The organism is Sphingobium tyrosinilyticum (genome assembly GCF_042654265.1).
In the GTDB taxonomy this organism is placed as follows: domain Bacteria; phylum Pseudomonadota; class Alphaproteobacteria; order Sphingomonadales; family Sphingomonadaceae; genus Sphingobium; species Sphingobium tyrosinilyticum.
Window position 1 is genome coordinate 227,304 of record NZ_JBHSFZ010000058.1, and the last position, 15,019, is coordinate 242,322.

A 15,019-nucleotide genomic window follows, 5' to 3' on the forward strand; every position below is an offset into this window, starting at 1 on the left:
AGCATGGGTGGACTGAGCGGCTAAGGATCACTGGCGTAGACATGGCAGGCAGAGAAGTTGGCAGCTCTGCCACCCCTAACGCCCGAGCATGCAAGAAATGGCTCCCCACCTTCGAGGGCGGGATTTGGATCCTGAACTACCGGCGGCGGAATATTCGCTTATTCGTCGCTCATGAGGTCAATCAACACCCGCAAATCGGCATCGGCGAGGCTTGCCGATGTCTCGGGCGATTGTCTGTTTAACCTCCGCCGACTGAAACCCATTTTGAAGGCCGAAATCAGGGCCGCATCAACAGCCGATGCTTTCTCTCCGCCAAGAGCGAGTTGGAGGAAGCGTCTTGACGTTCGTCCGCGACAATAACGCAACCTGCCTGCAAAAGGCTGGAGCGCTGGGTCGCGTGCTGTGGCTAGTATCAACTCGTCCATATCGAGCGCGGCACGGTCCATCACCATGAGCTCGACGGCGCCTTCCATCGCCTGCACCCGCCGCTCCCCCTCGGTGGCTTCGCTAGTTAGAGGAGTGAAGAGGGTGGAGCTATTTTGATAGACCCGCTCAAATGCGGCTTGCAGCAATTCTGCTTTCGTCTTTACGCGGTGGCTTACGGTTCCGAGCGTCAGGCCGGCTTCCGCAGCCACCGCACGATGGGTCATGCCGGCGGCCCCGGTCTTTTTAAGCAGTATCGCAGCCGCCTCGGCGATCTGACTATAAATAGGGTCCTCTCGTCGCGCTGGCAAAGAGGTGGCTCCTGCCTCATCACGTGCCCAATCGAAGCAGGGCGAAGGCGGAATTTCCTTCCTCAGTAACCGCGCTGCCCAGTTTCGGCACATCTCATCGAGCGCTGCTCGATCCACCGGCCGGCGCCAGCGCAGCAGATGCAGAAAGCTTTCCCCATCGAAGAAATAACGGGTGATCCGCGAAAACTGGACCAGACCCATTTGTGCGCACAGAGTATCCCAGAAATGCTGCCACGAGAGTTCCCATCGATCGGCAGCCAGGCGATAGCTGGGGTCGCGCTCTGCCAGCAGATGGCATTCGCGCCATGCGAAGGCTAGGTGACGCTGTCCTTCGCACCAATCATCAATCGTGTCAGCCAAGATCGGGGCGAGACACTCGGCACTGGTTAGCCCCGCGCACGCGTCCAAGCGATCGCGGCACCACCGCTCCGATTCGCGCCAGGCCCACTCAAATGATGAAGCATACAACTGCTCCATACCGCCGAAATGATGGTAGATAGAAGACATTTTGACACCGGCTGCATCACTCACCTGACGCCCGGACACAGCCGCGAGCCCAGAATTTTCCACCATATTTATCAAAGCTATACATAGTCTGTCTGCGGATACGGGCCCAGACTGATGCTCTGTGGCGGGCGGGTACGGCAAGATCATGACCCATATTCGCCCATTGCGTGCGTGCATACAACCATGTAACGGAAATGACATACAACTGCTACAGAGCGTCCGCGCCACTATCTTAGGGGAGATGTTATGAGGTCGACAAAACTTGTTTCCTGCCGCAAGGCTTTGCTGGCCACTGCGGCGGCCGTTGCCTTTGGTCAGGGGGTAACCGCCTGGGCGGCGCAAGGGTCAGCGGTGCAGACGTCGACATCCTTAGAACGTGACGAAGGTGGCCTGACCGAAATCGTCGTCACTGCGGAAAAACGGGAAACCAATCTCCAGCATACGCCAATTGCGATGTCGGTCCTGGGTAGTGAGGATTTAAAGAACAGGCGCATTCAAAGCCTGACCGACCTCGTCGGCGGAACGGTGCCCTCGCTACGCATTGTGCCCTTCTTTTCCCGAAGTTCTGCGCTGATCGTAGGCATCCGCGGCATCGTCCCGGCGGATCCCAATCAGCCCAGCCGTGACGCTGGCGTCGGCATCTATATTGACGGCGTTTACCTCGGCCGATCGCAGGGACTGGGCATGGCGCTGCTTGATGTTGAACGGATCGAAGTGCTCAAGGGCCCGCAAGGAACGCTCTTCGGGCGGAACTCGACTGGCGGCGCGGTGTCCATCACCAGCCGGAAGCCAAGCGGCGAATTCCAGCTCCGCCAAACAGTTGGCGTCCGCAATTTCGGCGGATATAGCGGCGAAACGCATATCGACTTTCCTCGCTTCGCCAATCTCAGTTTAAAAGTGGATGGCGTACTCTCCAAACGTGGGGGTACGACCAAGAACCCCCTGGGAAGCGCGGACGATTTCAATACCTTCGATCGGCGCGGCATTCATGGAGCAGCGCTCTGGGAGCCAAATGACGGTTTCAGCGCTCAGCTCGACGGGGATTATTCCTATGACGCGACGACTTCTTATTATATTCAACTGCTGGAGAAAAACCCCGCCGCGCCAGCTCTCGCTCCGTTGGTCCAGGTACAAGCCGATCGTGCTCGCACGGCAGACATCGGCGTGCCCCAGCAGCCAAGCATCGGCCGAACTTATGGTGTGGCGCTGAACCTCAACTGGACGGTGGATGAGGATGTCAAGCTGCGGTCGATTTCGTCTTATCGTCATCTGACACAAAGCCAATTTGACAATGGCCTTGGGGCACACAGCGGACCGTTCATCCCCAATGCCGCATTCAGCCGATATGGTCTCGCGTCACTTCGTCAGCATCAATATAGTCAGGAGCTGCAACTGATCGGGTCGGCGGCGCGGCTAAATTATGTCGCCGGGCTCTATTATTATCACGAGGCGGGCGAGGACAATGCCTGGTCACCTAACTCGATGAGATGGAATGCCGATGGTACGGTGGCGACGCCGCTCCCGACCCTGCAGGCGGCTACTCCTTTCCCAGACCGCGCAAGTAACGCCAAGGCGGACAGCTACGCCGCATTCGGCCAGGCAAGCTGGAACCCGCCAGTGCTGAATAACGTGCTGCACCTGACTGTTGGGGGCCGCTACACGCATGACGAAAAAAGCGGAACGCTGTTCAAGGTCAATGGCGCGGTCACTGATTTCCGCTTCAACATTTCTTCTGATCGTTTCGACCCACAGGTCACGCTTGCCGCGGACATCAACCGCAATGCTCACCTCTATGGCAAGTGGAGCACAGCATATCGGGCAGGTGGCGCGAATGCACGCTCGATCAACTATCGCGCCTTCGGACCGGAACATGTGGAAGCGTGGAAGCAGGGCTGAAAACCCAGTTCTGGGATCGCCGGGCGCGGGTCAACCTTGCACTCTATCGTAGCCGATACAGCGACATGCAGATCGATTTCGTGGCATCCACAGGCGGCAACCGCACAACGGCGGAAACCGCGAATGCGCCTGGGCACAGCACGATCAAGGGCGTAGAGATTGACGCGGCACTCAATCCCGTCAGGGGACTGACGCTAAGCGCTGCCTACGCCTATACCCATATGCACCTTCCTCCCGCGCCGAACCCATTTAACAACAACCAGGTTCAGACGGTCTATATCATCAGCACGCCCAGCCATGCAGGCAGCGGTGCCATCGATTATGAGGTACCGTTGACCAGCGTCACACTGCGGGCACATCTGGATGCCGCTGTTTCGGGCGGATATCGCAGCTCAGCTTCCGAGCCGACCCTGACGGACAAGATGTTTGTGGTGAACGGTCGGCTCGCATTGAGCGAAATCGATCTGGGTCGCGAGGCGGGGCTGGAAGTGGCGCTCTGGGCACGCAATCTCCTCAACGAACAGCATGTGTTCTACCGGAGCCGGGGTTCCTATCGGTTCATAGGCACCTATGGCATTTTCAATGAACCCCGCACCTGGGGTGTGGATGCAACGATACGCTTCTGATTGGAGAGGATGACTGACAATGGCTGACCGACTGAAGATCGGGCACGCGGCCCTTTTGGCATCGCTGTTCATGACGCCCGCAGCGGAGTGGCAGGCAGGTGCGAAGGCGCCCCCTTCCGCAGTCAAGCGTTATTCGCGCCTGCTCCCGCTGGAGGGAGGGCAAAATTTTCGGGATCTAGGCGGCTATCGCACGATGGACGGGCGGACCGTGCGGTGGCGCCTGCTCTATCGATCGGGTTCGATGTACGGCCTGACGCAAAAGGATTTCGCATATCTCGGTAGGCTCGGCATCCGCACCGTATGTGATTTTCGCAGTACGGCCGAACGCACTCGCCAGCCCGTGTCCTGGCCTCGAGGTCGCGCCCCACGCGTCCTTGCCGAGGATTATGCCCTCGACAGTAATATGGGTATAGCAGTGCCCGCCCGGGAATGGACCCCCGCAAAAGCACGGGAAATAGTCGCCGCGCGATACCCGGACTTATTGGAGCGCTTCAACGATCAATACCGTCGCATGTTTGCTGAACTGCTTGCCGGACATGCGCCTCTCGCCTTCAACTGTTCAGCGGGGAAAGATCGAACGGGCGTGGCGGCAGCTTTGTTGTTAACTGCCCTCGGGGTGCCACGGGAAACGATCGTTGCCGACTATCTGCTGTCAGACAAATATTTCGACAGCAAAAAGACCGGCGGCATTGATCGGGGAACCGGCCAATGGGCCGATCTGCCCGAGGGTGTTTACGATGCCTTCATGGCTGCAGACCGCCGCTATATCGAAGCAATATTCAAGGTGATGGATCGGCACCCCGGCGGTCCGAGTGGGTATTTGCGGGACCGGCTCAATTTGACGCCAACTCTCATCGCTAAGTTACGGTCTCTCTACACACAATAGGTTCACCGGTGGGGCGGTCAAGCAAGCGCCGCTTGATACCGCTTTCCTCTATGCTCGGCTTCTTCTATCTTTTCGGCCAGCACGCTCATGGTTGCGCAGCAAGCGTGACAGGGCCGATTAAGCCTGACGGGCGGAGTGGTGCGTCAGGCTTGTAGGTCGGCATTGAGGTGTAGGTGACCTTCGTCGCCCCCTTTTGCGCGTCGCCGATCAGCCGGTTCACCCAAAGGTTTGCAACTTTCACCTCGATCCGGTTGGCACCCGCCACCGTAGCACTACCGATATCTATCTGGAACGGCGCGTGCCAGAGTGTTGCGAGCAGCTTGCCGTTGACGCGCACCTCAGCCAGATCACCAACCGTGCCGAGGTCCAGTAGCAGCGGCGCACCGGGACGCACGCCGCGCGGCAATCTAAAGCTCTTGCTGTAGGTAGACCTACCCGAGAAATATTTGACCGAGGCGTCGTCGCTTTCGTTAAGCGGGGCCAATTTGAACAAGGTCTGAGCAGGCGGTGCGCTAACAGGAGACTCGAACGAAACCGACCACGGACCATCAAGCTCGGCTATGGGTTCAAACTTGGGTTGGGAAGGCGCCGTGAAGGACGCCGAGCCCGGCTTGCTGAAGACGATGAAATAGCTTTCCTGCGGCGCCAGACTAAGCGTGGCAACGGTCACATTCCCTTCGACGCGGTACGATAGCGGCTCCACCTTTCCGGAATCTGCACGCCAGATTTCCGGGGCCTTGCCCACAGTACGGAAGCGGGCTTCGATCCGCTCCTGCCGCTTCCTACGGTTGCTGACAAAATATATGTCGCCTTCGTCGAGCTTGCGATGGAGGAACAAAAGCTCGGCGTCTGGATGCTGCGCTGTATATGCAAAATCGGGGACAACGCCAATTTGGCGCAGCGCGTCTTCGATGTCCTTGCCGTCGATCACGCGGCCCTTGCCGATCGTAGCGACTGGCTGGCCGGTCCACAGGCGATCGGCAAGAGCGTTATAGGCTTCCGGATCGTCGGAAAGTTGGGGACTGCCTTTGGGACGTGTACCCACGACGGTCGCGCCTGCTTCCACCAGTTCAGCGACCCGCCTCAGCGTGGCAAGCGTCATCTTCGCCGAAGATCCGCCCAGATATAGCGCCCGGTATCGTGCCCCCGACGCTGCCACCAGGTCGCCATCCTCAACGCTAAGCCTCTTCATCAGCACGTCGACATTGGCAAAGTCGAAGGCGTAGCGTACAGGCGCATCCGCTACCGGCTTTTCGCCATAGAGGCCAGTTAGCGGTGCCTCCTCACCGTAGAAATAGGCGACGTCGGCAACATGGCGGCCTTGCTGGAGGAGGTAGGAAGATCGAGTCAAATAATCGACCCAAGGCTTCGCCATCTCCGCCCAGCTCTCGTGCCGATTGAAATATTGGCCAAAAAACAGAAGCGATACGCCCGGAACCTTCGTGTCCAAAGGTTGATGCACGGAGGTGTGAATCACCGGGCGATTGATCCCTGTGACAAATTCAAGATCCATGACCGGGCGCAGATCCGAGGGCGCATGCCCCCACGGCGCGAGCATGGAGGTCAAGGATTCAGCCGCAACGATATTCTGCCCGTAGATATGGGCAACGGACGCCGCACCCTTGATGTCTGCCAGCAGAGTAGGTCGGGGACCCGCCTTTTCCCCATAGGTCCACATCGCTGCCATTGGAACGTCGGCGAAGGAGCGCATCGCCATATCGTCGCCTATTGAGGGCCGCTTGTCCTCTAGCGCCTCGCCATAAACCTTCAGCTTATTCTCATGTGCAAGCTGCGCGAGGGTGCCGTAATGTTCGGACGCAATGAGCTCCGCCATGGTACGGCGGAAATCATAGAGAAACTTGTCGCTCTGGCTACGCGAATGGACGATCTCGCCGGTGAGCGCTGGCATCCAGGGGGTTGGATCATAGCCGCGCAAGCGCACGAACTGTTGAACCATCTTGGGCGTCCAGTTCGCCGCGCCTGCTTCTATCGAATCTGTGAGCAGCGCGCGGACCCCTCGGTGGCCGATCAAATCGGGACCGGCTGCGTCCCGGTAGGTCTGAAGATAATATTCCAGGTAGCGGCGCACGGCTTCCCCGTCGAACTTGTCGACTTCGAGTCCGGTCGCCTCTACGGGGGCGGGATGATTGGTGGTGCCGAGCAAGGAGTAACCAAAACGGACAATCCGCCATGTTCCCCTCGGTGGCGACCAGTCAAGCATGCCGTCCTGCCGCAGCTTCCCGGTGAGATTTATCACTTTGCCGGGGTCTATTCCTTTTGCATCGGGCAACTCGGGGCTTAGGGCATAATAGTCCGGCGCTAGCTCGAAGCCTGCCTTGTGCTCGAAGCGGTCGATCCGGTCGTTCGCCCATAGACGTAGCATCGCGACCTTTACGGGTTTCTTGCTCGGCGGAAGTGGCGTGCCCAGAAAACCTGGATCAGCGCCGGGGGCAGGCTCGCCCAGTTGGGCAATAGTGCTAGATGGCGCCGCCGGATCCAGCACGAGACGAAAATAGCGGGCAGTTTGCGCGGGGAAGCTTACGGTCGTGGGCACCTTGCTGACGTCCAGGTCTGCGATCTTGCGCCAGCGGCGATTGTCATCGCTCGCTTCCAGCCGAGGTTGAACGGAGCGGCCGCCGAACATGTTCGTGCCGCCGGTGACGAACAGGGTGACCGCGCGCACAGTTTGGGGCTGTGCATAAGCAACATTGAGCGTCGGCGCCTTGCCCGGTGCATCGCTGCTCGCCTCAACGGCGGTGGAAAGGCTGTCATCCACCAACAGGGCAGCGTCGATCGGCTGCTTTGCTCCATCCGTGACGTTAGCCCGAGAGGGCGTTGCCGCCGCGGCAGGGTAGGCCAGCAAGGCGATGTCGGCATAATGTTCAAGCGCAGGCTTGGACTTGGCGGTCATGCCCGCCATAGGATTCGCAAGTGCGATATCCTGATACGGCCCAGTCACTCGTGGCGGCGGCGCGATCGTGATACGTCTCCGCTGCCCCCCACCGTGAATGATGGTTTCGCTCCAGACCAGCTTCTTCATTCCGTCTTCCGGCTTCACCCAAGGCCCGCCTGTTTCCGACCAACCGGGGGAGGCGGCGATGCCCAGTTCGAGATCGTTTTGATCAGCGAGTTGCGCCGCAAGGCGGAAGGCCTGTTTCCATTCCGGCGTCATGTAGACGAGCCGTCTGTCGACTATTTGCGGCGTGGCGATACTGGCGTCGAACGTCTGCATGCCGCCGATGCCAATACGCTTCATCCAGGCGATATCCTTACGGATCCCATCCTGGGTAATGTTGCCATTCATCCAGTGCCACCAGACCCGTGGCCTTGCGCTGGCCGGCGGATGGGAGAACTCCGCCAGAAGATTTTTTGGTGCCGGAGCTTCGGTCTTACCTGCATTGCCGGTCCATTCCGGCGCACCTTGGGCGAGAGCGGCGGTCGCTAAGAGCGTCCCGGAGAGAAGAAATGTTGCAAAAGATGCCGATTTGTCCATCCTACCCTCATACCGAACGCTATTTGTTTTGACGCACAGCCTAACCGCCGACATTCGCAGGCACCAGTTGATTAGGGAAGCCTGAGCGGTCTGAGCACTAAAAGCGCGGGCGCGATAATCAACGCCCGGCTGTCGCTCCCATGTGATGTGAAATACCCTCACAATGGGCAGAGGAGGCCACGCTACCACTGCAATCCAAACACGAGCGTGCGCACAGCGTCTTTGAAGATTTGGGATGGAGTGCACCCCTGCTCATCGGTAGGGATGCAGACAGTGTAGGCATGAACCCATTCAACCGATTATGGGGATAACGCCACTTGACCTTCAACGGAGCGTGCCCGTCGGGCCTTGAGACATCCTTTAGCTATTGCCGCAGCGGGCGCTGCAGTGCCCATTGGAAACCATCAGGTGCATTCTTTCGCAAGCCGGGATGCGGAAACCATAGCCTGAAACGGAGATCGGACGCGTATGAGGTCGCGCAGGCGCTGGCGCGGTTTGTATAATCACCATCAGGGACCAAGGAGAGGGAATATGCGGAAAATCTGGTCGCTCGGCTGCGCCGCGCTCATATTATCTGCAGCCTCCGCCGCCGCGCGGCCCGTGGGCGAAGTCGTCGCAACCGCCGCCGGCAAGGTTCAGGGTACGAAAGAAGACGGCGTGCTGAGCTGGAAGGGCATACCATTCGCCGCGCCTCCTGTCGGCGAGTTGCGCTGGCGCGCGCCCCAGCCGGTCAAGGCTTGGGGAGGCGTGCTGCCCACTACAAGCTACCGCAACGATTGCATGCAAAAGCCATTCCCCAGCGACGCTGCGCCGCTTGGCACGCCGCCCGCCGAGGACTGTCTTTATGCCAATATCTGGCGTCCGGCGAAGAGCAGCGGCAAGCTGCCGGTAATGGTGTGGATCTATGGCGGCGGCTTCGTCAATGGCGGGTCATCTCCGCCGACCTATTCTGGCGCGAACCTGGCGCGCAGGGGCGTGCTGTTCTTCAGCTTCAATTATCGCGTGGGCCGATTTGGCACTTTCGCCCACCCAGCCCTGTCGCGGGAAAATGCCGACGGCGGACTGCTTGGCAATTATGGCTACATGGACCAGCTGGCTGCGCTGCGTTGGGTCCAGAAAAATATCGCGGCGTTCGGCGGCGACCCGCGTAATGTCACGATCGTCGGGGAAAGCGCGGGCGGCATGTCGGTCAACAACTGGATGACCTCACCCTTGGGCAAGGGGCTGTTTCAGAAGGCCGTGGTCATGTCTGGCGGCGATGGAGACTTCCTGGTTGGGGGGACCGATCTCGCCACCGAAGAACAGGTTGGTGTTGCATTCGCAGGACGGAAGAACATCGCAGCCGATGATCCTCTGGCACTGGCCGGCTGCGCGCTCTTCCGGCTGAGGACGTGACCGACGGACTCAACATGTCGAGCATGCGCGCGACGAGTCCTCGCACCCATTCATCGCCTTTCGCTGATGACAAGCTGGCGGTAAGGCCGCTCACCGCCTATCAGTCTGGCGCCTTCGCGCGCGTCCCGGTGATGATCGGCGCCACCAGTGCCGACATTGGCGGGCGCAAGGGTGTGATGATTGCTGGCGCGCGCAGACTGGCGGGGGCGATCACAGGCCATGGCGTGCCAGTCTATCATTACCGCTTTTCCTACGTCGCACCGGCTCAAGGCAACCCCAAGTCGGGCGCATGGCATGCAAGCGACATTCCATTCTTCCTCGATAATGCCGCCATCAAATATGGCGAGAAGACCACGCCGCGAGACGTGGAGATGGGGCACATTATCAGCGGCTATGTCGTGGACTTCGCAAAGTCGGGCAATCCCAATGGACGCGAATTACCGCGCTGGGCACCGTTCAACCCAAAGGTGAACGACGTCATGGATTTCAACCAGGAGGGCAAGGCCGTTCAGGGCAAGGATCCCTGGGCGTCCTGATCTGCGAACCCTTGTGGAACTTGATAGATGGTGGGCATTCAGGAAAGCCGGGCCATCGGGAGGAGAAAAGACGATGGCGATGGACATCGACCGCCGTAACTTTGTGGTCGGCGGAACAGCGCTGGCGGGCATTGCGCTTGCTTCCAACGCGCTCGCCGCGGGGGAAACGGAAGCCTGTTTCGCAGAGGTCCGGCAGGGGAAGCTGCGGGGCGAGCGCCGCAATGGCGTCGATATCTACCGCGCTATTCCCTATGCTGGTTCCGTATCCGGCGCGAACCGCTTCCGCGAAGCACCCCCGCCGCCCAAATGGGCCGGCGTGCGCGACGCCACGCAGCTCGGCGCTCCCGCCATGCAGCCGCGTGGCGGCACATTCGGCATTCGCGAGCCTGCGCCGTCCGAAGATTGCCTGTTCCTCAACATCTGGACACCATCGGGCGGTGGCCGGGGCAAGCCGGTCATGGTTTACAGCCATGGCGGTGGCTTCACCAGTGGATCTGGTGGCGCCGCGGGGCAGGACGGCGCCAATCTGGCTCGTGAAAATGATGTGGTGGTGGTCGCGACCAACCACCGGCTTGGTCTGCTGGGTTTCCTCTACCTCGATGAGATCGCCGGCCGGGACTATGCAGGGTCTGGCAATCGGGGTGTGCAGGATATCGCCTTCGCACTGCGCTGGATTTCCCGCAATGTCGCGGCATTTGGCGGTGACCCGCGCAATGTCACGATCTTTGGCGAATCCGGCGGCGGAGCCAAGACTTCCTGTCTTTACGCCATGCCGCAGGCGGCAGCTTATTTTCACAAGGCCTCGATCGAAAGCGGCCCGGGCGTGCGGATGATGACAAAGGACGCAGCGGCCGAAACGACGCGGCAGCTTCTCGCCACACTAGGGATTGCGCCCCGGGACTGGCGCAAGCTGCTGAACGTACCCGCGTCCCGCCTTCTGGAAATGCAGACTGCGCTCGGGCGCTCGGCTGGGGGACCTGCGCCCGCAGCGGATGATCCGCGACAGGGCGTGGGACGTGGGGGCGGCGGCTTCGCGCCAGTGGTCGACGGCCATATCCTGCCGCACCATCCCTTTGATCCGGTTGCCCCGACCATGTCGCGGGACAAGCCGCTGATCGTCGGCGGCAATCAGGATGAACAGATGTTCTTCGCCGTCGAACGGCGCGACGCGGATGCCTGGAAGCTGAGCGGCGAGGGCCTGAAACAGCGCCTGCGTGAGCGTTTCGGCGACCGGGCAGATGCGATCGAGGCCGCCTATCGCAGCGAGCGGCCCGAAGCGACACCCACCGATCTCTATTTTGCCGTTTTCAGCGACGCTTTTTCAGGAGTCGGTTCCAACGTCATTGCCGAACGCAAGCTGCGGCAGGGCGGAGCCCCGGTCTTTCGCTACCTTTTCGCCTATCAGCGCGGCGGACGGGCCATGCCCGGCGTCGATGCAGAGATGGGCGCCGCTCATGCGCTCGATATCCCCGTTAAATTTAACAATGTCGCAGGCCGCTTAGCGGGCAGTCGAGCCGAACGGATCGCGGCGGGCGCGAACATGAGCCGCCTGTGGGCCAGCTTCGCGCGAACCGGTAAGCCCAGTGCTCCGGGTGTTCCGGAATGGCCCGCCTATGATCTCAGCCGACGGCCTGTGATGGTCATAGATTCGACCTGCCATGTCGAAGATGATCCGCGGCCGGCTGAACGGAAGGTCTGGGGTCAGTTGAGCTGAACAGGGCCTCGGTCGGGATGGAGTAGCTTGTAGCAGGGGAGGGTGGCAGCGAAGGCGGAGGGGTGTCCGGATCGTCTGAAGCATCACGTGGAAGAGATCGCTGCTTGGGCCAGGGCTCCTCGTCCTGGGTGCTCATAACATCTGCAAATTGGTTTGGGACGAATGCTTAAGTGAGATAACCCACGTCCGTCGCGGCGCCCAGTATGAGGGCATGTCGTTCCGAGCTGATGTCCAGGCTCACCAAACGGCTGGCACTTCACCGATATATGCCGCACCGAATGGGACGATGAGCTGGACGCCATTATCGCGTCCGCGGATAAATTCCTGCCGTTATGCATAGATATACGATCGCATAAGTGATGGATTAGGTGTCTTCTTCTATTAATATAGCTGCAACTGAGCAAGTTAGGCAGTAAAGGTAAACCTCCCCATCCCAGCCGATCTGAACTTTCCGAAGCCTTCGGGTGCTTCAATATTTGGGAGAGGTACGGTATCGTTAGCGATTCTTGCCGGCGGCGGCGAAAGAACGCCGACGCGATGGCATCTTGGACATGCTACCTTCACTTTTTGTCCTTACATTTAGTCGTATTGAAGCTAACCAGTCTCAACCCTAAACAGGTGCGACTATCCCTAAGTGCCTCGACTGTTAATCCGGCAAATCATATCGACCTGCTATCTTGCCTCCCTGATTGCAGGTGATTGGCCTGTCACATCCTGGCCGATGAGTGTGCCAGCCATCATAAGGGCCAACATTGCGTTATGATGGGATTCGCTCCCGGCTTGCCTAGCGCGCTCCTCGTATGAGTTGAGGGCGTATGATCTGCCTAGCTGAATGACTTTACAAGCACGGCACCGCCACGCTTTCTCGAGCTATTCAAGGGTGGAAGCCCATCATGATATGCCGCTTTTTGGCCCGTATGCCTGGACCTGGGGCTAGACAGGAGCTGCATGCTTTCGCGCTGACCGCTTCCGTCTGCTATTTGGGAGCCGTGAGGCTTCACAGGCCAGATCTTCGGCATGCTCTGCTCTCCGCATGATCTTGGCGACGCCCGCCTCATATTTCAGGTTATGGACGAAAATGGCCGTTTCCACCCGCTGCACCCCTGGTAAAGTCCTGATCCTTGCTTTTACCAAGTGATCAATCTGCTCGATGTTTGTGCACAGTCCCATCGCTAGGAGATTGAAGCGGCCCAACAGCAACACGACGCAATTGATTTCGGGAATTTGCCTTAACTCCTCCGCTATCGCGCTTACACGTGAGGGATCGGCATCGATCCCCATCATGCAAAGATTGGGAGAGCCAGCCATGCGAAAAATCGGTGACGACTGTGAACTGGATCAATCCGTCCTTCTGAAGCCGCTTGATCCGCTGCCGGATGGTGCCTTCTGTAATCACCAGCTTATTTGCGATCGAGCCATTCGAAACGCGCGCATCGTGCGACAATATGTCCACAATTTGTCGATCGATGGGGTCCAGCTTATGTTGGCTCATATTTGTCATAGTGGCACCACGTTGAACTAATATTTGAGAATGTCGACCGCTACACCTGAATCGATCTGCGAAACGCCCTCGACCCGGGAAATATGCTCATAGAGAAATTCCTGGACCTCTGCGAAGTCGTGAAGTGCTACCAGCAACTCCAGATCATGACGCCCGTTCATGACGTTGCCGCTCAGGACCTCGGGGAATTTTGCAAGCTCGCTTCCCACCTCATGAGCGTCGCGCCCTTGCACCTGCACCCCGACAGCGATGATGACATCATAGCCCCATGCTGCAAAATCAGAAACGGCGACCACGCGCATTGCGCGGGCCTCTTCCCTCCTCTGCAGCCGCGCCGATATTGTCGCTGCTGAAACCGATAATTGCTCAGCAATTTCTTGGTTGCTAGCCCTGCCATTCGTTCGCAAAACAGCGATGATCTGTTCGTCGAGCTGGGACAGGGAAGGTCCAGATGAGGTACGGCCATTTCTTATGCGCATCTCGTAGAGTCTCCCACGGCCTGGCCTGATAGCTTCGAGAAATGTTAACTTCTAGATGTGGGTGCGGCGCACCGGATTGCGAGTAATTGGTGTGGGGCTACATTGGATGTAGATTGATTTTCCGATTACGAATTTCACTATCCTCGATGGTTATTTCCGAGCTCACTTCGTAGATTTGGATCAAAACAAATAAGCAGAATATTTTTTCAGGCGGAGCGACTGGGCTTGAAGCGACGGCGCTGAAATGGAGTAGCCTGTAAGGCGGACAGCTGGTCCGTTCCAGAAGGGTAGGCGACCATAGTTCGTGCCGGACCTATGCTTGTGAAGCGCCGCGCTAAGTCCCTGCTTTCGGGATTAATTAGGGTATGCTGGCCATCAGGGGATCATTGAGTGGAGCGCCCGGACAAGGAGCGCTCCCCAGCTTTTCAAGCGTCAGCTTGCATATTGTGAAGCGCGCAAATTTTATTGCCTGCCGGATCGCGCAGGTAGGCCAAGTACAATTTTGCACCGCCCTCACGTACACCGGGGGCGTCCTCACAAGTTGAGCCGCCGTTGGCTAGTCCTGCTGCATGCCAAGCATCAGCCTGTTCTGGTGAGTTAGCGGCAAATCCGATAGTTCCACCATTAGCGAACGTGGCGGGTTCTCCGTTGATGGGCTTGCTTATCGCGAAGATCCCAGCTTGCGTGATATAGAAAACGCGGCCCTTATCATCTATGAATCCGGGCGGAACCCCCAAAGTTGCTAAAATAGCATCGTAAAACGTCTTCGATTCCTCAATATCATTCGCACCGACCATAACGTGACTGAACATCTTTCTTTCCTTCAGTTGTTGTCTGCAGTAAAATATAATCTGAACACTTAAATTATCAGCACATATTATTCTGGTATCAGTGACGATCTTGATCGCATCGGGCGCCAGATCTCATGCAGCGCCGGCCGGAAGGACGATGTTGACTGTTGAGCAAAGGAGGCAATTCACATTTTGCTTTCGCATTGGTTCAGCGTGCTGCCTTGGCCAGTTGCGCCTCACGCGCCGCGCGCATCTCCGCAAAGTCCTTGCCCGCATGATAGCTGGAACGGGTCAGCGGGCTGGACGCGACCTGCAAAAAGCCCTTAGCGCGCGCAATCGCGGCATAGGCGTTGAACGCAGGCGGCGTCACAAACTCCATCACCTTGGCATGTTTCGGGGTCGGCTGCAGATATTGGCCCATGGTCAAGAAATCGATGTCGGCGGAGCGCATGTCGTCCATG

General features: G+C 58.7%; 11 protein-coding genes and 2 pseudogenes. 6 read left to right on the forward strand and 7 right to left on the reverse strand.

Annotation, left to right across the window (positions count from 1 at the left end):
- Positions 1–158: 158 nt before the first annotated feature.
- A complete protein-coding gene (locus ACFO3E_RS17020; protein WP_380806594.1) occupies positions 159–1,442 on the reverse strand; it encodes a TetR/AcrR family transcriptional regulator in 1,284 nt (427 codons plus the stop codon).
- Positions 1,443–1,487: 45 nt separating this feature from the next.
- Here ACFO3E_RS17020 and ACFO3E_RS17025 point away from each other — a divergent pair, with 45 nt between their 5' ends.
- From ACFO3E_RS17025 to ACFO3E_RS17035, 3 genes are read left to right on the forward strand one after another with little or no spacing between them, the layout of a single operon-like run.
- The gene (locus tag ACFO3E_RS17025) at positions 1,488–3,137 is read left to right on the forward strand and encodes a TonB-dependent receptor (protein ID WP_380806596.1); all 1,650 of its coding nucleotides are present in this window, start codon (positions 1,488–1,490) and stop codon (positions 3,135–3,137) included.
- A complete protein-coding gene (locus ACFO3E_RS17030) occupies positions 3,122–3,763 on the forward strand; it encodes a TonB-dependent receptor domain-containing protein (RefSeq protein ID WP_380806599.1) in 642 nt (213 codons plus the stop codon). Before ACFO3E_RS17025 ends, ACFO3E_RS17030 begins: the two co-directional genes overlap by 16 nt.
- Positions 3,764–3,782: 19 nt before the next feature.
- Complete coding sequence (locus ACFO3E_RS17035) at positions 3,783–4,649, forward strand: tyrosine-protein phosphatase (RefSeq protein ID WP_380806601.1); 867 nt, start codon at positions 3,783–3,785, stop codon at positions 4,647–4,649.
- Between the two features lie 85 nt (positions 4,650–4,734).
- Here the strand turns inward: ACFO3E_RS17035 and ACFO3E_RS17040 are convergent, their stop codons facing one another.
- Positions 4,735–8,196 (reverse strand): glycosyl hydrolase, encoded by a 3,462-nt coding sequence (locus ACFO3E_RS17040; protein ID WP_417765091.1) that lies wholly within the window; start codon positions 8,194–8,196, stop codon positions 4,735–4,737.
- A 477-nt stretch (positions 8,197–8,673) separates the two neighbouring features.
- Between ACFO3E_RS17040 and ACFO3E_RS17045 the strand changes: the two genes are divergently transcribed.
- The 3 genes from ACFO3E_RS17045 to ACFO3E_RS17055 all read left to right on the forward strand — a co-directional run bounded on the left by ACFO3E_RS17045 (position 8,674) and on the right by ACFO3E_RS17055 (position 11,787).
- Positions 8,674–9,537: a carboxylesterase/lipase family protein gene (locus ACFO3E_RS17045; RefSeq protein WP_380806607.1), complete on the forward strand. Its 864-nt coding sequence runs from the start codon at positions 8,674–8,676 to the stop codon at positions 9,535–9,537.
- Positions 9,534–10,073 (forward strand): carboxylesterase family protein, encoded by a 540-nt coding sequence (locus tag ACFO3E_RS17050; RefSeq protein ID WP_380806609.1) that lies wholly within the window; start codon positions 9,534–9,536, stop codon positions 10,071–10,073. The genes ACFO3E_RS17045 and ACFO3E_RS17050 overlap by 4 nt, the downstream gene beginning before the upstream one ends.
- A gap of 73 nt (positions 10,074–10,146) precedes the next feature.
- Positions 10,147–11,787: a carboxylesterase/lipase family protein gene (locus ACFO3E_RS17055; RefSeq protein WP_380806612.1), complete on the forward strand. Its 1,641-nt coding sequence runs from the start codon at positions 10,147–10,149 to the stop codon at positions 11,785–11,787.
- 933 nt (positions 11,788–12,720) lie between these two features.
- Here the strand turns inward: ACFO3E_RS17055 and ACFO3E_RS17060 are convergent.
- The 5 genes and pseudogenes from ACFO3E_RS17060 to ACFO3E_RS17080 form a co-directional block, all read right to left on the reverse strand.
- Complete coding sequence (locus ACFO3E_RS17060; protein ID WP_380806627.1) at positions 12,721–13,071, reverse strand: Lrp/AsnC family transcriptional regulator; 351 nt, start codon at positions 13,069–13,071, stop codon at positions 12,721–12,723.
- Between the two features lie 61 nt (positions 13,072–13,132).
- Positions 13,133–13,288, reverse strand: a pseudogene (locus tag ACFO3E_RS17065) (Lrp/AsnC family transcriptional regulator); the annotation flags it as partial.
- A 17-nt stretch (positions 13,289–13,305) separates the two neighbouring features.
- On the reverse strand, positions 13,306–13,767 hold the full coding sequence (locus tag ACFO3E_RS17070) for an Lrp/AsnC family transcriptional regulator (protein ID WP_380806614.1): 462 nt from the start codon (positions 13,765–13,767) through the stop codon (positions 13,306–13,308).
- 425 nt (positions 13,768–14,192) lie between these two features.
- On the reverse strand, positions 14,193–14,579 hold the full coding sequence (locus ACFO3E_RS17075; protein WP_380806617.1) for a VOC family protein: 387 nt from the start codon (positions 14,577–14,579) through the stop codon (positions 14,193–14,195).
- 187 nt (positions 14,580–14,766) lie between these two features.
- A pseudogene (locus ACFO3E_RS17080) lies at positions 14,767–15,019 on the reverse strand (lipoyl synthase); the annotation flags it as partial.